Origin of the sequence: Halalkalibacter okhensis, assembly GCF_000787375.1 — a bacterium.
Taxonomy (GTDB): Bacteria; Bacillota; Bacilli; order Bacillales; family Bacillaceae_D; genus Halalkalibacter; species Halalkalibacter okhensis.
The window spans coordinates 1-18,913 of record NZ_JRJU01000009.1 but is presented as its reverse complement, the minus strand read 5'-3'; the positions used below and the strand labels follow the sequence as shown (position 1 = coordinate 18,913).

Annotated in this window: 20 protein-coding genes; 16 read left to right on the top strand and 4 right to left on the bottom strand. The window is 36.7% G+C overall.

All coding sequences use genetic code 11. From position 1 onward, the window contains the following. Positions 1-77 precede the first annotated feature (77 nt). The 7 genes from LQ50_RS08400 to LQ50_RS08370 all read left to right on the top strand — a co-directional run bounded on the left by LQ50_RS08400 (position 78) and on the right by LQ50_RS08370 (position 6,249). On the top strand, positions 78-512 hold the full coding sequence (locus LQ50_RS08400) for a CBS domain-containing protein (protein WP_034628135.1): 435 nt from the start codon (positions 78-80) through the stop codon (positions 510-512). A gap of 19 nt (positions 513-531) precedes the next feature. Next, positions 532-795: a YciI family protein gene (locus tag LQ50_RS08395; protein WP_034628133.1), complete on the top strand. Its 264-nt coding sequence runs from the start codon at positions 532-534 to the stop codon at positions 793-795. A 211-nt stretch (positions 796-1,006) separates the two neighbouring features. Then, a complete protein-coding gene (locus LQ50_RS08390; protein ID WP_034628130.1) occupies positions 1,007-2,956 on the top strand; it encodes an ATP-dependent DNA helicase in 1,950 nt (649 codons plus the stop codon). 219 nt (positions 2,957-3,175) lie between these two features. Then, on the top strand, positions 3,176-3,964 hold the full coding sequence (locus LQ50_RS08385) for an HAD family hydrolase (RefSeq protein ID WP_034628128.1): 789 nt from the start codon (positions 3,176-3,178) through the stop codon (positions 3,962-3,964). Positions 3,965-4,192: 228 nt separating this feature from the next. Beyond that, positions 4,193-4,624: a MarR family winged helix-turn-helix transcriptional regulator gene (locus LQ50_RS08380; RefSeq protein WP_034628126.1), complete on the top strand. Its 432-nt coding sequence runs from the start codon at positions 4,193-4,195 to the stop codon at positions 4,622-4,624. Between the two features lie 26 nt (positions 4,625-4,650). Then, the gene (locus tag LQ50_RS08375; RefSeq protein ID WP_034628124.1) at positions 4,651-5,631 is read left to right on the top strand and encodes a ring-cleaving dioxygenase; all 981 of its coding nucleotides are present in this window, start codon (positions 4,651-4,653) and stop codon (positions 5,629-5,631) included. A 6-nt stretch (positions 5,632-5,637) separates the two neighbouring features. Further along, positions 5,638-6,249 carry an alpha/beta hydrolase gene (locus LQ50_RS08370; protein ID WP_034628122.1) on the top strand — a complete coding sequence of 204 codons (612 nt, stop codon included), beginning with the start codon at positions 5,638-5,640 and terminating at the stop codon, positions 6,247-6,249. Positions 6,250-6,369: 120 nt separating this feature from the next. On the opposite strand, the gene LQ50_RS08365 is transcribed toward LQ50_RS08370, so the two are convergent. Further along, on the bottom strand, positions 6,370-6,624 hold the full coding sequence (locus LQ50_RS08365; protein ID WP_034628119.1) for a DUF2524 family protein: 255 nt from the start codon (positions 6,622-6,624) through the stop codon (positions 6,370-6,372). A 152-nt stretch (positions 6,625-6,776) separates the two neighbouring features. Here LQ50_RS08365 and helD point away from each other — a divergent pair, with 152 nt between their 5' ends. The 5 genes from helD to LQ50_RS08340 all read left to right on the top strand — a co-directional run bounded on the left by helD (position 6,777) and on the right by LQ50_RS08340 (position 12,604). Next, the gene (helD, locus tag LQ50_RS08360; protein WP_034628118.1) at positions 6,777-9,071 is read left to right on the top strand and encodes an RNA polymerase recycling motor HelD; all 2,295 of its coding nucleotides are present in this window, start codon (positions 6,777-6,779) and stop codon (positions 9,069-9,071) included. A gap of 61 nt (positions 9,072-9,132) precedes the next feature. After that, positions 9,133-9,960, top strand: a complete 828-nt coding sequence (pgoN, locus tag LQ50_RS08355; protein ID WP_272913710.1) for a glyoxal/methylglyoxal reductase — start codon at positions 9,133-9,135, stop codon at positions 9,958-9,960. Between the two features lie 75 nt (positions 9,961-10,035). After that, positions 10,036-11,019, top strand: a complete 984-nt coding sequence (locus tag LQ50_RS08350) for an aldo/keto reductase (protein WP_034628113.1) — start codon at positions 10,036-10,038, stop codon at positions 11,017-11,019. A 108-nt stretch (positions 11,020-11,127) separates the two neighbouring features. Continuing rightward, positions 11,128-11,760 carry a CAP domain-containing protein gene (locus LQ50_RS08345; RefSeq protein ID WP_034628111.1) on the top strand — a complete coding sequence of 211 codons (633 nt, stop codon included), beginning with the start codon at positions 11,128-11,130 and terminating at the stop codon, positions 11,758-11,760. A gap of 148 nt (positions 11,761-11,908) precedes the next feature. After that, positions 11,909-12,604 (top strand): MgtC/SapB family protein, encoded by a 696-nt coding sequence (locus LQ50_RS08340; RefSeq protein ID WP_034628110.1) that lies wholly within the window; start codon positions 11,909-11,911, stop codon positions 12,602-12,604. Between the two features lie 79 nt (positions 12,605-12,683). On the opposite strand, the gene LQ50_RS08335 is transcribed toward LQ50_RS08340, so the two are convergent. After that, on the bottom strand, positions 12,684-12,962 hold the full coding sequence (locus LQ50_RS08335) for a hypothetical protein (RefSeq protein WP_034628109.1): 279 nt from the start codon (positions 12,960-12,962) through the stop codon (positions 12,684-12,686). 225 nt (positions 12,963-13,187) lie between these two features. Between LQ50_RS08335 and LQ50_RS24895 the strand changes: the two genes are divergently transcribed. Then, positions 13,188-13,319, top strand: coding sequence for a YjcZ family sporulation protein (locus tag LQ50_RS24895; RefSeq protein WP_084138677.1), 132 nt, complete (start codon positions 13,188-13,190; stop codon positions 13,317-13,319). Positions 13,320-13,382: 63 nt separating this feature from the next. Here the strand turns inward: LQ50_RS24895 and LQ50_RS08330 are convergent, their stop codons facing one another. Next, positions 13,383-13,640 carry a hypothetical protein gene (locus tag LQ50_RS08330; RefSeq protein WP_034628107.1) on the bottom strand — a complete coding sequence of 86 codons (258 nt, stop codon included), beginning with the start codon at positions 13,638-13,640 and terminating at the stop codon, positions 13,383-13,385. A gap of 162 nt (positions 13,641-13,802) precedes the next feature. Between LQ50_RS08330 and LQ50_RS08325 the strand changes: the two genes are divergently transcribed. Next, positions 13,803-14,507: a class I SAM-dependent methyltransferase gene (locus LQ50_RS08325; protein WP_052144659.1), complete on the top strand. Its 705-nt coding sequence runs from the start codon at positions 13,803-13,805 to the stop codon at positions 14,505-14,507. A gap of 49 nt (positions 14,508-14,556) precedes the next feature. Here the strand turns inward: LQ50_RS08325 and LQ50_RS08320 are convergent, their stop codons facing one another. Continuing rightward, positions 14,557-15,981 (bottom strand): LVIVD repeat-containing protein, encoded by a 1,425-nt coding sequence (locus tag LQ50_RS08320; RefSeq protein WP_034628106.1) that lies wholly within the window; start codon positions 15,979-15,981, stop codon positions 14,557-14,559. 800 nt (positions 15,982-16,781) lie between these two features. Between LQ50_RS08320 and zwf the strand changes: the two genes are divergently transcribed. Together zwf and LQ50_RS08310 are read left to right on the top strand one after the other, a co-directional pair. Next, positions 16,782-18,266 carry a glucose-6-phosphate dehydrogenase gene (gene zwf / locus LQ50_RS08315; protein WP_034628104.1) on the top strand — a complete coding sequence of 495 codons (1,485 nt, stop codon included), beginning with the start codon at positions 16,782-16,784 and terminating at the stop codon, positions 18,264-18,266. An 83-nt stretch (positions 18,267-18,349) separates the two neighbouring features. Next, positions 18,350-18,913: 5'-3' exonuclease (locus LQ50_RS08310; protein ID WP_034628102.1), on the top strand; the 564-nt coding region annotated here is incomplete at its 3' end.

The window sequence follows — 18,913 nt, the reverse complement described above, 5'->3', positions numbered from 1 at the left end:
TAGAATCTAGCTTTTGGTAAATTGATTTAAAATCGAGTATAATAGAATAGACAATGTTGTGAAAGGGAAGAACGTCTATGAATATCTCATTTTTTTTAGTGCCAAAAGCAGAAGTAGCCTATTTAGATTTAGATTCAACAATGAGACAAGCGTTAGAGAAAATGGAATTTCACAAGTACTCTGCTGTCCCTATTGTAGATCGTCACGGTAAGTATGTTGGAACTTTAACAGAAGGTGACCTCTTATGGCAAATAAAGAATACACAATCATTTACGTTAGAGCTTGCTGAACAAATTCAATTAAAAGATATTACGAGAAAAATGAAAAACAAACCGGTTCGAATTGAATCGAAAATGAAAGATTTATTGTCATTAGCTATATCTCAGAATTTTATCCCGGTTGTTGACGACCATGGAATCTTTATCGGTATTATTAGAAGAAGAGAAATCATTGAATATTACGCCAACTCGGTTGAACAAGGAAGCACTGATATCGATAATATAACAAATTAGAATGAAGAGGAGGATGTTCGTGTCTTATTTTGCTGCTATTTTATTAATGGAAAAACCTGAATTAAATGCTACATATCGTGCCGAACATTTAGATTTTCTTGAAAAGCTTGAAAGGGAGGGAAAAATCTTTGCGAAGGGTCCTTTTACAGATGGTGCAGGGGGACTTGTTATTTATAAGGCCGATACATTAGAAGAGGCGAGACAACTAGCGGAGAAAGATCCTTATGTTGTAAAAGGCGTCAGGAGCTTACAATTACACGAATGGGGCATGGTTCAAGTGTGATGTACAAGCAAAAGGCAACCAATCATTTGGTTGTCTTTTGTTTTTAAAACAAGCTTGGAAAGGCCACTGAAAAAGGCGAAAATCTAAGCCACTGAAAAAGGAGAAGAACATTACCTTTTTAGTGACCTTACTTTAAGATAGACTTTGACAAAATGCGATTTTTCTAAGATAATGATCTATTGACTTTTTATGATGATACGGAGGATTTTTTTTGAAAACGAATAATCGATTACCATTTGCTTACGATAGAAGCCAGCCCTTTTTTGAAAAATTAAATGAGTGGATTGGGGATGTATTTTACGATATTTTGCCCGATGCTGGCCTGGAGCTTAGAGATGAACAAATTTACATGGCATTTCAAATTGAAAAAGCATTTATTGACAAGAAAATCATGTTTGCGGAAGCAGGTGTAGGAACAGGGAAAACGATCGTCTATCTCCTCTATGCACTTTGTTATGCTAGATATATTGGAAAGCCTGCAATTATTGCCTGCGCTGATGAGTCACTTATTGAGCAGTTGATTAAAAAAGGTGGGGACATAGAAAAACTGTCTAACATCTTAGGTTTAACTATTGATGCCAGATTAGCAAAATCAAAAGATCAATATCTTTGCTTACAAAAGCTCGATGAGGAACGCTCAAAAGACGACTATGATGAAATGTATGATAACATTCACGTCGAACTGCCAGCTTTCGTCCATTCCAATCAAACGTTACAATCCTTTCACCATTATGGTGATCGCAAGGAATATCCGTATTTAAATGATGAAGAGTGGAATAAAATTGGCTGGGATTCATTTCAGGATTGCTTCGTATGTGATAAACGCCATCGCTGTGGGCAGACACTTTCACGCGACCATTATCGTAAGTCTACCGATTTGCTTATTTGTTCTCATGACTTTTATATGGAGCATGTTTGGACATATGATTCAAGAATTCGTGAAGGGCAGCTTCCACTTTTACCAGAAGCGAGCACGGTGATATTTGATGAGGGCCATTTACTAGAAGTTGCTGCTCAAAAAGCACTCACATACAAGATGCGTCATGACGTCATTGAGGAGCTATTAACTCGTTTATTGGAAAACGATGTCAGAGAAGAATTTGCTGTACTTGTCGATGAGCTTATTTCACAAAGCTTTCATTTCTCATATGTGTTACGTGACCATTCCAAAAAAGTAGAAGGGTCTGACCGAAAAGAAATTAGTTTTTCAAAAGAGTTACTGGGGGAAGCTAAACGATTGGTCGAATTAATAGCAAGGTTAGAGGATGAAATGGTCTTTGAAAGTGAAATGTATACGATTGATCCATATCAACTTAAAATTGTTGAAGAACACCTTGATATGATTCATCACGCGCTGAAGATTTTTGTCAGTGTTGAAAATGTGATCTCTTGGGTTGAAGATGGAGAATCAGGAGTTACTCTAGTTATCATGCCAAGAGTAGTTGAAGAAGTATTAAAAGAAAAGGTTTTTTCAAAAAAACTACCATTTTTATTTACATCAGCTACATTGTCTACGAGTGATTCATTTGAGTACTTGGCAAATAGCATAGGGATTAAAGATTATTTATCATTTTCTGTTGATTCTCCATTTGAATATAGTGAACAAATGGAACTGTTTGCGCCTGTTATTCAATCAGTAAAAGATAAAGTTCATTATGCGAAAACGTTGCTTGAAGAAACAAACGGAAGAGCGCTACTTCTTTTTAGAAGTGAAGAGGAACTTCATCAATTTAAACAATTGGCGACTGAAGATCACGATTTTGCCAAGTGGGATCTGTTGTTTGAAGGAGATCAGGAAATTAGTCAACTGATATCAAACTTTCAACAAGAAACAAATTCAGTTCTCTGTGCCCTCAGTTTGTGGGAGGGTCTCGATATACCAGGTGAATCATTATCTAATGTTATGATTTGGTCCCTGCCATTCCCGCCAAATGACCCTGTCTTTGCGGCAAAAAGAAATGCAGCGAGCGATTCTCTTAATGAAGTAGATATTCCATATATGTTACTTCGTTTGCGTCAAGGGGTAGGCCGGTTAATTCGAACACATGAGGATAAAGGGATTGCAACTATTTTTGATGAACAATTATACAAGGATAACCACTTGTTATCAGTTGTAAAAGAAGTTTTACCTGAAGGTGTAGAACTGAAGAAGCAACGATAAAAGTAGCCACTGAAAAAAGGATGCAACTTTTTTCAGTGGTTTTTCGCAAATAGCGAAACAGCTGCTTGATTTAAGTCTGCTTTGAACCGAGCCATCTGTAGCTTCCTTGAATCTTCTAAAAAGACTTTTTAATGTCTCTGATTACGGATTCTATTTACTTATGAGAACGAGTTCGGTAATCTAGTAAATGAATCTATTGTGGTGGGAGAGGATTGGGTAATGATTAAAGCCATATTTTTTGATCTTGATGATACATTGCTTTGGGACCAACGCAGTGTGAAAAAGGCATTTGAATCCACTTGTAAAGTCGCAGCTGACAAATACAACCTTGATGTGGATGCATTGGAAGAAGCGGTTCGTAAGGAAGCAAGTGAGTTGTATGCTAGTTATGAAACGTATGATTTTACAAAAATGATCGGGATTAACCCATTTGAAGGATTATGGGGGAACTTTCTAGATGATGATGATAACTTCAGAAAGATGAAAGAAATTGTTCCATCTTATCGTAAAGATGCATGGACAAGAGGCTTAAAAGCACTTGGAGTGGATGATCCAGACTTTGGTTACGAGTTAGCGGAGAGATTTCCTGCTGAAAGACGCAAGCATCCATTCGTTTATGATGAGTCATTCCGAGTATTAGATGAATTAAAAGGGAAATACAAATTATTACTTTTAACAAATGGATCTCCAGATTTACAGAATACAAAGTTGGAGATTACACCAGAGCTTGTTCCATATTTTGATCACATTATTATCTCTGGTGCGTTTGGTAGAGGGAAACCAGACCCAACGATTTTTGAACACGCATTAGAGAAGATGGAACTGACGAAAGATGAAGCAATCATGGTAGGGGATAATTTAATGACAGATATTTTAGGTGCTTCTCGTGTTGGAATGCAATCTGTTTGGATAAATCGCCACAAGAAAGAAAGAAATGAAGTCAGACCAGATTTTGAAATTACACATTTAGAAGAGTTGTATGACATTCTTGATACGATGAGCAAGTAAGTAGAAAGAGGGCAAATTGGTTGTCCTCTTTTTTTGTCGGAAAAATATCAATTATGACCGGGAAGGTTAACTATAAATAACAAAATATAGCAGGTTAAAACCCAAAAATAGAAGAAAAATAATAATCGTAGACAAAATAAACACTTTAAAAAAGTTAGTAGTAAACTCTTTACAAGTTATCAGTTTAGTTATAAACTGATAACGGCATTAGTAAAGGAGTGAGATCACTTGCCCAAGGAAGACAAAGGAAAAACAGATGTTAGACTTGGCCTATTACTATGGTTCCGTTTAGCTCGCTTTTATAATCAAAGTAATCGCTTATCGAACCAACATGTGAAAAAATGGGGGCTGACCATAGCACAATTTGATCTACTCGCACAAGTTGGCGCCCGACAGCCGATATCACAGCAAGAGTTAGCTGATAAATTATTAGTCAGTAAAGGAAACATTACTCAAATGCTTACGAAAATGGAGAAACTTGAGCTCATTATGCGTAAACAAGAATGGCGAACAAAATTATTAACACTAACTGAAAAAGGTCAACAACTTTATGAAGAAGTGGTCCCTATCCAAGAATCATTTCAAGCAGCACAATTTCAAAAGCTAGATCGAATGGAACAGAAACAATTGCTGGCTATTTTAAAAAAATTAGAATCGTAAACACACATATAAAAGGAGAGAAAAAAATGAACGTAAAACCATTATTAGGTCAACATCACGTTTCAGCTATTACGGCTAATGCGAAAGAAAATTATCGCTTTTATACAAAAGTTCTAGGTCTTCGATTAGTGAAAAAATCAATTAATCAAGATGATACGTCTGTCTATCACTTATTTTATGCCGATGAACGTGGGAATCCTGGTACGGATTTAACATTTTTTGAAATTCCTCATGCCGGAACGACGTACTATGGCAATAACAGCATTTCGTTAACGTCCCTGCGTGTAGCAAGTGACGAAGCCATTCATTATTGGAAAAAACGTTTGGAAGAATTTGAAGTAAAGCATGATGACATCATCACAAGGTATGGGCGTAAAGTTCTTAGCTTTCAAGATTTTGAAGGGCAACGCCTTGAACTCGTGTCAGACGAAACAAATCAAGGTGTAGCAGGTGGGAAACCTTGGGATCAAAGCCCTGTACCCGTTGAATATGGAATTATCGGTCTAGGACCAGTGCAATTGACTGTACCTAAGTCTGATATTACGGCCAAAATCCTAACGGAGGTTTTGGGATATCGTGAGAAAGACTCCTATCCATCTCTAATAGAGGGCCAACCAAATGTTCGTGTCTTTGAAACAGGTGAAGGGGGGACGGGAGCGGAAGTCTATCTTGAGGAGCGTTCGGATCTATCAAGAGAGCGCCCTGGACGAGGAAGCGTCCATCATGTTGCTTTCCGAGTAGAGACGGAAGAAGAGCTCAAAAAATGGGTCGATTATTTAAAGCAGCTTCGTTTGCCGAATTCAGGATTTGTTGAAAGATATTACTTCCGTTCACTATATTTCCGCGAACCAAACGGGATATTATTTGAGCTTGCTACTGATGGGCCAGGTTTTGAAGGAGATGAATCATTTGAGAATCTAGGAGAAAACCTTTCGTTGCCACCATATTTTGAAAACCAACGTACTGAAATTGAAGCGAAATTAAAACCGTTAAATACAAAGGAGTAAATTAAAATGAAACATATCTATACTAATGGAACAAATCAGGAATTACCAACGTTATTATTATTACATGGAACAGGTGGGAATGAGCAAGATCTATTGCCTTTAGCTAATATGATCGCTCCGGATGCAAACATTTTAAGTGTAAGAGGAAATGTTTTAGAAAATGGGATGCCGCGTTTCTTTCGTAGATTGGCAGAGGGTGTATTTGACGAAGAAGATTTGCTGTTTCGTACAAAAGAATTAACGGAATTTGTCAACGAAAGTGCAAAAACGTATGAATTTGATCGTAACTATGTCGTTGCCATCGGTTATTCAAATGGAGCTAATATCGCAGCTAGCATGATGTATCATCATGAACAAGCTTTACATGGAGCGATTCTATTTCACGCAATGGTTCCTAGGCGTGGGGTGGACATTCCTAATCTGTCAGAAACGGCTGTATTCATCGGTGCAGGAAAGCGCGATCCGCTTATTCCATTAGAGGAAACAAAGGAATTAGCCCGAGACTTAGAGAAAGCCGATGCAAAGGTAACGGAATATTGGGTAGATGGAGGACATCAACTTGTTAGAGAAGAAGTAGAAAAAGCAAAAGAATGGTTTGATCTTAATTACCGCACGTAATGTAATGACTACGAATAAGATAAGGCTACTGGTAAAGCTGATTTAGGCTGACAGTAGCCTTATGCTTTGTTATAGAAAGAGTGGCTCATCCCAGCGAATGTTTGTTGATCTCAATAGTTGTTATATCCCTTTTATCATAATTTCACGTACCTCATTTAATCGTTTTTGGGCATCTTCTAAGCGAGGATCCTGATTATACTCGCTTACAAGCTCATTGACTTCTCCTTGTAAATCAGCAAGCTCTTTCTGAATAAAAGCATATTCAGTCGGATCGTTTTCACGAATCATTTTCACTTCCATCAGTTCCGTTAACGCGCGATCGATTAAATTTTGTACCCGATATAAGCATTCTTCAATATAATCATCAGATGCCATAATAATTTCCCCTTTTGCTCTAATTTTAGTAACTTTAATTTGTGTCAATGTCGGTCTTTTATACAGAAAGAAAAGAGGATACATGCATATCCTTATTGAAATATGTATATACCAGCTAATAAGCAATAATATGTGGTTTGAGGAGTGGGTCGATGAGTCGTCATACAGAATGGCAAGAGGAACAACAGAGGGTAGATTTAGTCGTTCAAGAAGTGAAAAAAAGAGAAGATGAACTACAAGGAAAATTGGGTGAAGTTAAAGCAGATGTTCTTGATATCCGTAAGAAATTCTGGGATGACGTAACGGTTAATTTTGATACAGCTGATGATGCAGCTGAAACACATGCTAGCATTAAGCAACAGGCCGAACTTATGTCTGAGAGAGAACGAAGTCATCAGCATGATATAAAACAATTGAAGAGTTTACATAAGTTAAAGGAGTCTCCTTATTTTGGGCGTATTGATTTTTTAGAAGAAGGCGAAACAGAAGCAGAATCTGTTTACATAGGGACATCGTCTTTCGTGGATAAAAATGGTGTAGATTTTTATGTGTATGACTGGCGTGCGCCAATTTCTAGTTTGTATTATGATTATGGCCCTGGCCCTGGAACGTATGAGACTCCGATTGGACCGATCTCTGGAGATATTGAAATCAAAAAACAGTATATCATTCGCAAAGGTCAAATCGAGCATATGTTTAATACAGGTATTACGATTGGAGATGAAATGCTCCAGGAAGTATTAGGAAGACAGTCAGATTCCCAGATGAAGAATATTGTTGCGACTATCCAGAAGGAGCAAAATCAGATTATTCGTAATGACCGAGGGAAGCTTTTAATTGTTCAAGGTGTTGCTGGTAGTGGAAAAACATCAGCAGCTCTCCAACGTGTGGCTTATTTATTATATCGCTTTAGAAAAACACTTGAAGCCGATCAAGTCGTATTATTTTCTCCTAATCCTTTATTCAACAGCTATACTTCAACCGTTTTACCGGAATTAGGGGAAGAAAATATGCAACAAACGACGTTTCAGTCCTATTTAGAGTATCGGCTAGGTGATTCATGGACACTTGAAGATCCTTTTAATCAAATGGAATATGTTTTATCTGCGAATGCTGACCAAGAATATGAGGGGAAAATTGAGAGTATTAAAGTGAAATCGTCATTAGAATATATGCAATTGATGGATCGATTTATTCAATCACTTGAAAAAGAAGGACTCATGTTTTGTGATCTTAAGTTAAATGGAGAAACATTGATTTCAAGTGAGCAAATTAAATCTTATTTTTATCAGGTAGATCAAACACTATCTATCCCAAATCGTTTTCAAATGACTGTTGATTTTCTTTTGAAAGAAGTTAGGGGAATTGAACTTCAAGAACGGGACAAGGAATGGGTCGAGCAAGAAATTGAACTTCTAGATAATGAAGTTTTATTAAAGGTTCATCATAAAGTTGAAAAGGAAAAAAAGAAAGACTCGGATTCGTTTTATGAATACGAACGAGAACAAGAAATATTACGAGCGCTTGTCGTCAAAAGAAGATTTAAAAAGATAAAAGAGAATATAAAGGAACTTCGATTTATCGATGTTCCGGCAATCTATTTACAGTTACTTAAAAAGACTTTGCCAGTTGAGTTGTGCCATCAATCAATAACTAAAATGAAGCAATCGATATTTCCTTATGAAGATGCCACTCCATTTTTGTATTTAAAAGGAAAGCTTGAAGGCTTTCAAGTAAATACAAGAATACGCCATGTATTTATCGACGAAGCTCAGGATTATTCACCCTTTCAATTTGCCTTTATAAAAAATATGTTCCCTAGGGCAAAGTTGACGGTATTAGGTGATAAAAATCAATCGATCTACGCCCACTCAAAAATAAGTAGCTTTTCTGCATTAGAATCTCTATATGATAAAGAGGAGATTGAGAAATATGAGTTAACACAAAGCTATAGATCAACAAAACAAATTATAGACTTTGCCAAGAGGATCATCCATGCACAAATCGATCCTTTTAACAGGGAAGGTGAGAAACCAACTTGTTGGAAAGCGGATTCGTATGAACACATGAATGAATTATTAATTGGAAGAGTAAGGAAATTGAAAGAAAAGTATCCAACAGTGGCCATTATTTGTAAGACTGCTGCGGAAAGTGAACGTTTGTACAAAGAAATGAAAGAAAACCTTGATGTACGATTAATCAAAAAAAATTCAACAGGGTATGAATCAGCCGTGTTAATTATTCCTTCTTATTTAGCTAAGGGGGTAGAGTTTGATGCTGTTGTTGTTTACAATGCTTCAAACTCTTCATATAACAAGGAAACGGAGCGAAAGTTATTGTACACGGTTTGTACGAGAGCGATGCATTCATTAGAACTAATTTATGTTAAAGAGAAGAGCGGCCTAATGTCCGATGTGTCAATAGAAACCTATCATCACCGGAAATAGAGCAAATCGTTTTCATTTTAAAGGTAAATGGTGGATAATATCTATATAGGAGGGGATATTGATGGTTACATTACAGTCTACTGTAACGTTACATAATGGTGTAGAAATGCCATGGTTTGGTTTAGGCGTATTCAAAGTAGAGGATGGTCAAGAGGTTGTTGATTCGGTTTTAGCCGCAATCAAAGCAGGCTATCGTAGTATTGATACCGCTGCTATTTACGGAAATGAAGAGGGAGTTGGCAAGGCCATTAAGGAATCAGGAGTGGAGCGTAGCGATCTCTTTATTACATCTAAAGTGTGGAACGCCGATCAAGGGTATGAGTCTACTTTAAAAGCATTCGATACAAGTTTAAATAAGCTTGGTCTTGATTACTTGGATCTTTATTTGATTCATTGGCCAAAAGCAGGAACATACAAGGACACATGGAAAGCTTTAGAAATGCTTTATAAAGAAGGTCGTGTAAAAGCAATTGGCGTTAGTAATTTTCACATTCATCATCTCAAAGACTTATTACAGGATGCTGAAATTAAGCCAATGGTGAACCAAGTTGAGTACCACCCACATCTAGCTCAATTAGAGTTGAGAGCGTTTTGTAAAGAGCAAGAGATTCAATTAGAAGCATGGTCACCACTGAAGCAAGGGGAGCTTTTAACAGACGATACAATCACCTCTATTGCTGCTAAATATGAGAAGTCACCTGCACAAGTCATCTTACGTTGGGATTTGCAAAATGAAGTTATTACAATTCCTAAATCGGTGAAAGAAGAGCGCATTATCGATAATGCAAATATATTCGATTTTTCCCTGTCAGAAGAAGACATGCAAGCAATCAATCAATTAAATAAAGATGAGCGTGTAGGTCCAGATCCTGATAATTTTGATTTTTAATGCTAGAAATAATATGGAGTAAAAGGGCGACATTACGTTTCTTTTACTCCATTTCAAATGAGGAGAGTGAAGAGTTTGAACTATCGTCAATTAGGTAACACACAATTAAAAGTAAGTGAATTAAGTTTTGGTACATGGGCAATTGGTGGTTCTTGGGGGAAATCGAATGACCAAGAAGCGTTAAGAGGTTTGGCATATGCAATGGACGCTGGAGTGAACTTTTTTGATACAGCTGACGTATATGGAGACGGTCACGCAGAAGAATTGCTTGGCAGGGCGACAAAAGGCAAAGAAGATCAAATCTATATTGCTACGAAGTTTTGTAGAGCAGGAGACATTCATGATTTGGAAACATATTCTGAAAAAAGCGTTCGAGCTTATTGTGAAGCAAGTTTAAAGCGTTTACAGAGGGAGCAAATTGATTTATTTCAAATTCATTGCCCCCCTTTTGAGATTATAAAGCATGGTGAAGTGTTTGGTGTGCTAGATCAACTTCAACAAGAAGGAAAAATCAGACATTATGGTGTAAGCGTGGAGACCATTGAAGAGGGACTTTACTGTTTGGAGAAGACTAATATCAAAGCATTACAAGTTATTTTTAATATGTTAAGGCAAAAGCCATTAGAGGAGCTATTTCCAAAAGCCAAAGAAAAAGGAGTGGGAATATTAGCTCGTGTTCCATTAGCAAGTGGTCTTTTAACTGGAAAGTTTACGGAGGATGCTACATTTGCTGAAGATGATCATCGCCATTTTAATCGAGATGGCCAAGCCTTTAATGTTGGAGAAACATTTGGTGGACTTGAATTTCATAAAGGGGTCGAGTTAAGCAATAATTTAAGATGGGTCGAAGAAGGCCGTGGAAATATGACAAGAGCGGCGTTACGTTATATTCTAGATCAAGAAACGATTACTTGTGCTATTCCAGGATTTAAGACAGTAAAACAAGTAGAAGACAGCTTGCAAGCTATAAATGTTCCTTCTTTTACTCACGAAGAATTAGCAAAGATAAAAGAGTTTTATCAAGAGGAGGTTCATTCCCATATTCGAGGAGTGTATTAAGCTTAAATAAAATCGTTTAAAATTTCCTTACATAGACGATTATTTATGTATCGTTTCACTAAACCTAGAGACAATAAAGTTGTAAATTATAATTCTCGGAGGTTAGAAATGAAACGATTACATGTATTAATGGTAGCTGTCGTTTTGATGTCGATGTTTTCTGTTCAACCTTCTGCCAATGCAGAAGTAAAAATGTTTAATGAGCCACCTTTCTCTCATTATAAGGTGTCACGGGGAGATACATTTTGGTTTATCGCCAAGCGGTATGGACTTGATTATCAAGAACTTATGAGATTGAACCCTGATGTGGTTCCGACAAATATGCACGTAGGGGAAGTGATCCGTTTAAAACCGGAAGCCTCTCATCATAGTGCCTTTGAAGATCAAGTCGTCGCATTAGTAAACCAAGAAAGAAGACAGCGTGGCTTAAATCCATTGCAGCACCGAGCGGATGTTAAAAATGTCGCCCATAAAAAAGCACAAGACTTAATTAACTCTAATTATTTCTCCCATCAAAGTCCAAACTACGGTTCCCCATTTGATATGTTGCGTACGTTTGGAATTAGTTACCAAGCAGCTGGTGAGAATATAGCAAAAGGGCAAACAACACCTGAACAAGTGATGAGAGATTGGATGAATTCCCCTGGACATCGTGAAAATATTCTAAAGCCTGAGTACGATACGATTGGTGTTGGGTTTTATCATGGTGCGTGGGTTCAAATGTTTATAAAAGCTAGATAGTTTTCTTCATAATGAAAAGGTGTCTTAGGAGAGTTTGTCACTCTTTTAAGTCACCTTTTTGTTTGGTTTTGTCTAAAAAGAGGAAAAGAGGATATTACAAACGCTATAGCGAAATATTAGGTAAGAAAGGTAGAAATGGAGGAATACGATGTTTGTCAACATTGAACCTAATAGTTTTCTTTTTAACTTAGCTATTGCCATCATTTTATGTACAGTTATTGGTTTAGAAAGAGAATTAAAGAGAAAGCCTTTAGGGTTAAAAACATGCCTAGTCATTGGAATTATGAGCTGTTTGCTTACCTTTGTATCCATCGCTGGTGCTGAAAATTACGCGGCAGCCCATAGCAAGCCGATGGATCCGTTACGACTTGCTGCACAAATTGTTTCAGGGATTGGTTTTTTAGGCGCTGGAGTTATTCTAAGGCGAAATAACGACATGATATCAGGATTAACAACCGCAGCGATGATTTGGGGAGCTGGGGGCATTGGTATTGCATGTGGTGCAGGCTTTTGGCTTGAAGCTATTGTTGCAACGGCTCTTTTACTCATAAGTGTTGAGTTATTGCCATTTATCGTTAAATTCATTGGACCAAGGGCACTAAGGGAAAAAGAAATTAAAGTGAAAATAACGGTAAACTCTGAGGACAAACTTACAGTTGTGTTAAAAGAATTAAAAAAACAACAGATGAAAGCAAGGAAAGTAAGAGTAAAGGATTTGCGTGATACCGATTTTCAGCAAATGGAATTATTATTATTAGTCGATGAGAAGATCTATACAACGGACATCTACTATGCATTAAAAAAAATGCAGTATGTTATTGGGGTTGAACTTGAATCTAGATAAAACATTGCATAAATTCAACTGAGAAAGCAGTATTTTCTCAGTTGGAATACCGTTGATTTTCCAATTAGTTCACATGGTTTTATACAAAAAAAATTCTGAAGATACTGATGACAACAGCGATCACACTAATTCCGGTTCCTGCAGACCATTTAATTAGTTGTAATTGCTGCTGCTGTATTTTATTTTCTAGCTCTTGTGCCAAAGCAGATTCCTTCTCACTTAACATCGCATCAACTATTTCGGAGATGTCTGATTGTTTTTGCTGTTGTTCCTGAGCTATTTGTAAAGTCTCTAGCTTCGCTTCTACTTCTTTTATTTTCATTTCTAATTCCTTTTGTTTTTGTTCCATTTCATCCATATTAAATAACCTCCTCATCATACCACTTAATAACAAATCTTTTTGAGAAGCTCTCTCATAGGCTATTGAATAGGGACCTAGGAGATTGCTTTATTTTTGTCATGCTTTATTACAAATAAAAAAACGAATAAATTTCATAAATTAGTCATTAGCCCAAACAAAAAGTAGCGATTTACATAGGAATAGAAAGTACCTTAGCTTGCGACATAAAAAGGAGAGATAGAGATGGCAGACGGATTTTCTCTAATCGTTGTATTGTTTATTTTATTAGTGATTGTGGGAGCTAGTTGGATGTACCCAGGTACAACAACTGCACCGATGTATGGATATGGTTATGGATATGACTGTGGGTGCTAAAATTTTAAAAGGTTGAAGAATATGGATGAGGATGGCTCATATTGGCCATCCTCATGCTGTCTATTAAATCCACCATAAAGCGGCCCCTAGAGCAAACCCTCCAATAGCAGCTAGTGCAATTGGGAATCCCCATCCCCAAGGACGATATCCATAACCCCATCCATAACCATATCCGAATCCACCGAACTGGGAACCAGTTGGTTGTAGGTACACATGGGTATTTGTAACGTGTGTAATTTTCCCTGAAAATTTCTTGCCATCTTTACAAGTGATCGTAACATCTCTTCCTATATACCGGCAGCAAAGATCATAATAACCCATTTGATTCTCTCCTTTCTTAAAAATAACTTGTTCACTCTATTCTATTTGTGAAGGAGTAAGTTGATTATTCATTGGCCTAGCGCTCAATAAATTCCGCACAAATCCTAAAGACACAAGTAAGAACGGAATTCATACAATACAACAAAGAGGAGGAGATATGAGGTGAGTCAGTATAGCTATGTAGATTTTTTAAGTGAATTAGAAATAGGAAGTGCCCATCCAGGTGGATTTAATCGTACAAAATCCATCTTCTTGAATGAGCCAATTAGGAAAGAAATGAAAGTATTGGATGTTGGATGTGGGACTGGTGATACGGCTTTATTTTTACAAGGCTCATTTCATTGCAACGTAGATGTCATTGAAAATCATCCAAAGATGCTCAAAAAAGTGAAAAAAAGATTCGCTAGCAAAAGAGCAACCATCAATGTGTTTGAAGGCTCAGTTGAGCAGATGCCTTTTTTAAACAACACATATGATTATATTATTTGTGAATCTATCATTGCATTTGTGGATGCCAAGAAGGCTTTAAATGAATGCCATAGAGTCCTAAAGAATAATGGAATCTTATTGTTAAACGAAATGTCTTTTGTGGAACCGATAAAGAAAACAGAGCTTATTCGGTGTAAAGAATTTTATCAATTACAAGAATGTAACACGGCGGATCAGTGGAAAGAAAAGCTTGAGGAAACAGGTTTTTCGAAAATTAATACTTTAAAAGTTTCTTCCTCTATAGAAAGTCAACTCATTGATATCACACTTACTCCAAATATGGATTCAAATTTGTTGGATTTGTTAGATGAACATCAACTTTTGCAAAAAGAATTGGATGGGAAAGTAGGGAATATTATTTTAAAATGTGAAAAATAAAGGCTGACTCAACTGGTCGATTGCGACCATAGAGCCAGCCTTTTATTTATTAGCGCCCTTTACCGTTGTTCCCTTGGTGTCCTCTTGTTAACACTTTTAATCCTTGCCCCATATCCGATGCTAATATATAGTTACGGTCTACAAAAACACCCCAAACATTAGCTTCATCAGGTGTATAGCGACCGATTTCTGTAGGGTTACTTGGATTTGTAATATCCACCATAATTACTCCTCCAGAATAATAGGATAGATACAACGTATTGCCTTGTACTTTTGGATCGTGAACAGTTTTAGCAAAAGTGGTTCTACCTTGTGAAGTTTCAGGGATATCAAAAGTTAACTCCGTTGTAAATTCACTAAGGAGGACAGGGTTTGTTTTATCCTTGATATCTAGGATACGCGTATATCCATATGCGTCTTCATAGCCATCCCCAACTGGGTTGGATACTTCACGTGTTTCTATTAGTATATTCCCACCTCGTGCTAAAGCAGCTGAGTGAGCTGCTCCCTTTTGATCATCCCGATACTCTGTTCTTCCAAGGTATTTAGGGTTTTCTGGATCTTTGATGTCGAAAATGACTGTCCCTAAATCCCACATGGACACATATGCATATTGACCGTTGTTATCGGTGATAACACTATGATTAAAGACAGGTCTAGTATGTCCATCAGGAGCATTCCAGTGGTATCCATTAAAGTCATTATCTATTTCTTCGAGTTCTCTTGGATCCCATCCCCATAATTTTTCTGGGCTCGAGGGATCCGAGACATCGATAATCTGAAAGTCTTCATTCTCTCCGTGTGTATAATAATCAGCGTATGGACTTGATGCAAGAACAATTGCACGATTTCCTTGTGTTGTTAAATATAGTTCATGTGTACCGGTGATTCGTCTATCTAACTCATAGAAACCTAATTTTTTGGGAGCTGTTGGATCGCTCACATCATATAAAAGAACGCCGCCAACACTATTTGGTCTGTTCGAATGGTTTCTGGAGGTTTGCTGAATACTGACTGCTGCAAGATCACCTTTAAAGTGTGGTGTATTGACAGATTTAACAATGACTTTTTCCTGCCAAGTATGTGGAATATCATTAGCAAAAATAGCAACTTCAACAGGGTTTGAAGGATCTTTTAAATCAAATACTCGAACACCGCCATTTGCTCCATTTGCTGTATGAGTGCCTAAATAAGCATAACCTTTATGTGCATAAACATCAGCAGTGTTATTTTGAACACCATCTAATTCATTAATTTGTACAGCTGCTGCCTCATGAAAATTTGATACATTTTTTGTCCCATTTAACAGACTACTACTTAAAGTCTTTAAATCATCGTTTGAGAAAACAAGGCGTTCTTCTCCTTTGTTTACATCTGAACCGAGAGCATCATGGGCAAGAGTTGTAGATACGGTCGTTCCAAATGCCATTGTTCCAATAAGTGCTGTAGTTATTAGTAGTTTTTTCTTCTTCAAATAGATCCCTCCAAATATTGTTATCTACCTTACACAAATTGGATTATAAACAGATAATGGAGTTTTGACTACTTGGTACGTATAGTGATATACCTTTTTCTCTTTTGCAAACTATTTGAAATTACCTATATAAGATAAATGGTTTGAGAATATCAATCTATTTAGGGACACTAAAGAACTAATGTTATATAAAATAGAATAGTCTAATAGTCATGTTTATTCTTTCTTGTATAGATCACTTTACCTTCTAGACTTGGCAACTACGTATTTTAAAAGGAAATATGACTTTGAGAAGTAGGTGCAAAAAAACTTCATACTAAGGGTATAGTTTTTCGATCATCATAGATACATTTTTCTGTTTTTGTCGAAAGATCGAAAGGGATGTCGGCATAATCGTTCTGTAGCCCGATGGATTTAATATTTTAAAATATTAAAATAATGTTTGAATTCATTCATCTGCTTATTGTAGGTCTATTTAGATGGGTCTTTATACACAATGTATTTTTGAGTTAGTAGGGCATTTTTTTCAGCTACCTAACAAAAATGAACTGGACTATAATTGGCTTTTCGTATAATATTATAAAAAATCCGAAAAAATAAAATTCTTTTCCTTGCTTCTGCCTTCAATTACAGTAACAAAAGTAATCATCCATAGATTTATTTAAAGAAATCCGTGCGGTTATTTTATCTTTCGATGGCAAAAATAGAAGATAATAAGTTTCGAAAGTTGACTAAATGAGTAAGTTTGCGTTACTTTCTTAATAGGAGAAGAGAGAACTACGTAAAGAGAGGCTGGACGAATGAAAAACATAGAGAACCCTAAAACAGCTGTTGTTATTTTTGGTGTAACAGGAGACTTAGCAAAAAGAAAGTTATTTCCGTCCATTTATAAATTATATAAAGCGGGAAAACTGTCAGAAAACTTCGCCGTAATAGGCGTTGCAAGAAGAGATTGGTCAGATGAAACGTTACGTGAAAATGTAACGAATTCAATTCCTACCGGGGAAGATGCTGAATTGGTGAAGCGTTTTTGTAACCATTTCTATTACCTTCCTTTTGATGTGACCAACAAAGAATCCTATCATGAATTAGATGCGAAATTAAAACAGATGGATGAAAAATATGAAATCCCTGGAAATCGTATTTTTTATATGGCAATGTCACCAGAGTATTTTGGAACGATTGCTTCAAATTTAAAATCAGAAAAAGTGACGGAAACAAGTGGTTGGACAAGACTGATTATTGAGAAGCCTTTTGGGCGTGACCTTCCTTCAGCCGAAAAATTAAACAATGAGATACGTCAAGCTTTCTCAGAAGATGAAATCTACCGTATTGATCACTATTTAGGTAAAGATATGGTACAAAATATTGAGGTCATTCGATTCGCTAATGCAATTTTTGAACCTTTATGGAACAATCAATACATATCAAACATTCAAATCACTTCAAGTGAGACATTAGGTGTCGAAGATCGTGGTGGATATTACGAGACTTCTGGAGCCTTGCGCGATATGGTGCAAAATCATATGCTGCAGATGGTATCATTGCTTGCGATGGACCCGCCTATCCGCTTAACAACAGATGAAATAAGAAGTGAGAAGATTAAAGTTCTTCGTGCACTTAGACATTTCTCTGTTGAAGAAACACCGAACTATTTCGTTAGAGCTCAATACGATACAGGTGTTATTGATGGAGAGGAAGTTAAAGGGTACCGTGAAGAAAAGAATGTAGATCCGAATTCTATTACAGAGACTTTTGTCGCTGGAAAAATTCTCATTGATAATCATCGATGGGCAGGTGTTCCGTTTTATATCCGCACGGGAAAACGAATGACTCAAAAATCAACTAAAATTGTCATTCAATTTAAAGATAGACCAATGAATCTATATTATAATGAAGATTCACAAAGATACTCTAATTTGCTAGAAATCTCCATTCAACCGGATGAGGGCATCACGCTTCAGCTAAATGGAAAAAAAGTTGGGACTTCAGGTGAAACTACACCTGTTCAATTAGATTATTGTCACGATTGTGTTGATACATCGAATACACCTGAAGCATATGAACGATTAATTTATGATTGTATGTTAGGTGATGCAACAAACTTTGCCCATTGGGATGAAGTGGACTTATCTTGGACATTTATTGATACCATTTCAAAAGCGTGGGAAAGTAGAGATATTGAGGTAGCTGCATATGAAGCTGGTTCGATGGGACCGAAACAGGCCGATAAATTACTTGCAGAAGATGGATTCCATTGGTGGCCAATTACGACTAGAGGTTAACGAATAAAAAGTTTATAATGAAGTAAAAGACATGTGTCATGCATTCACATGTCTTTTATGTTGTTTAATAAGGAGATTAGGGAATGGATAATAAAAAGATTTTACTCGTAGATGGTATGGCGTTATTATTTCGATCTTTCTATGCAACGGCAATGAGCGGGTATTTTATGGTCAATAGTAAGGGAGTACCAACTAATGCCATCCATGGATTCATCAAGCATTTATTTACCGCTGTAAATGCTCACAAACCAACGCATGTTATTTGTTGTTGGGATATGGGGAGTAAGACGTATCGAACGGAATTATATCCGGAATATAAGGCAAACAGAGGGGAACCACCAGCAGAATTAATACCTCAATTTGATTTAGTGAAAGAAGTGGTCCAAGAGCTTGACATCCCAAATATCGGTTTAGCAGGCTTTGAAGCGGATGACTGCATTGGGACATTGGCAAAAGAAATGGGGCAACATTCAGAGGTTGCGATCTTAACAGGTGATCAAGACATTTTACAATTATTAGATACAAATATCTCGGTTATTCTTTTAAAAAAAGGATACGGAAATTACGATGTATTTAATGAAGAAAGGTTTTATACAGAAAAAGGCATTCGTGCTGCTCAAATGATTGATTTAAAAGCATTAATGGGA

Coding starts and splice junctions, on each gene's coding strand:
- LQ50_RS08400 (WP_034628135.1), top strand. CDS start 78: ATGAATATCTCATTTTTTTTAGTGCCAAAAGCAGAAGTAGCCTATTTA.
- LQ50_RS08385 (WP_034628128.1), top strand. CDS start 3,176: ATGATTAAAGCCATATTTTTTGATCTTGATGATACATTGCTTTGGGAC.
- LQ50_RS08375 (WP_034628124.1), top strand. CDS start 4,651: ATGAACGTAAAACCATTATTAGGTCAACATCACGTTTCAGCTATTACG.
- LQ50_RS08370 (WP_034628122.1), top strand. CDS start 5,638: ATGAAACATATCTATACTAATGGAACAAATCAGGAATTACCAACGTTA.
- LQ50_RS08365 (WP_034628119.1), bottom strand. CDS start 6,624: ATGGCATCTGATGATTATATTGAAGAATGCTTATATCGGGTACAAAAT.
- helD (WP_034628118.1), top strand. CDS start 6,777: ATGAGTCGTCATACAGAATGGCAAGAGGAACAACAGAGGGTAGATTTA.
- pgoN (WP_272913710.1), top strand. CDS start 9,133: ATGGTTACATTACAGTCTACTGTAACGTTACATAATGGTGTAGAAATG.
- LQ50_RS08345 (WP_034628111.1), top strand. CDS start 11,128: ATGAAACGATTACATGTATTAATGGTAGCTGTCGTTTTGATGTCGATG.
- LQ50_RS08340 (WP_034628110.1), top strand. CDS start 11,909: ATGTTTGTCAACATTGAACCTAATAGTTTTCTTTTTAACTTAGCTATT.
- LQ50_RS08335 (WP_034628109.1), bottom strand. CDS start 12,962: ATGGATGAAATGGAACAAAAACAAAAGGAATTAGAAATGAAAATAAAA.
- LQ50_RS24895 (WP_084138677.1), top strand. CDS start 13,188: ATGGCAGACGGATTTTCTCTAATCGTTGTATTGTTTATTTTATTAGTG.
- LQ50_RS08330 (WP_034628107.1), bottom strand. CDS start 13,640: ATGGGTTATTATGATCTTTGCTGCCGGTATATAGGAAGAGATGTTACG.
- zwf (WP_034628104.1), top strand. CDS start 16,782: ATGAAAAACATAGAGAACCCTAAAACAGCTGTTGTTATTTTTGGTGTA.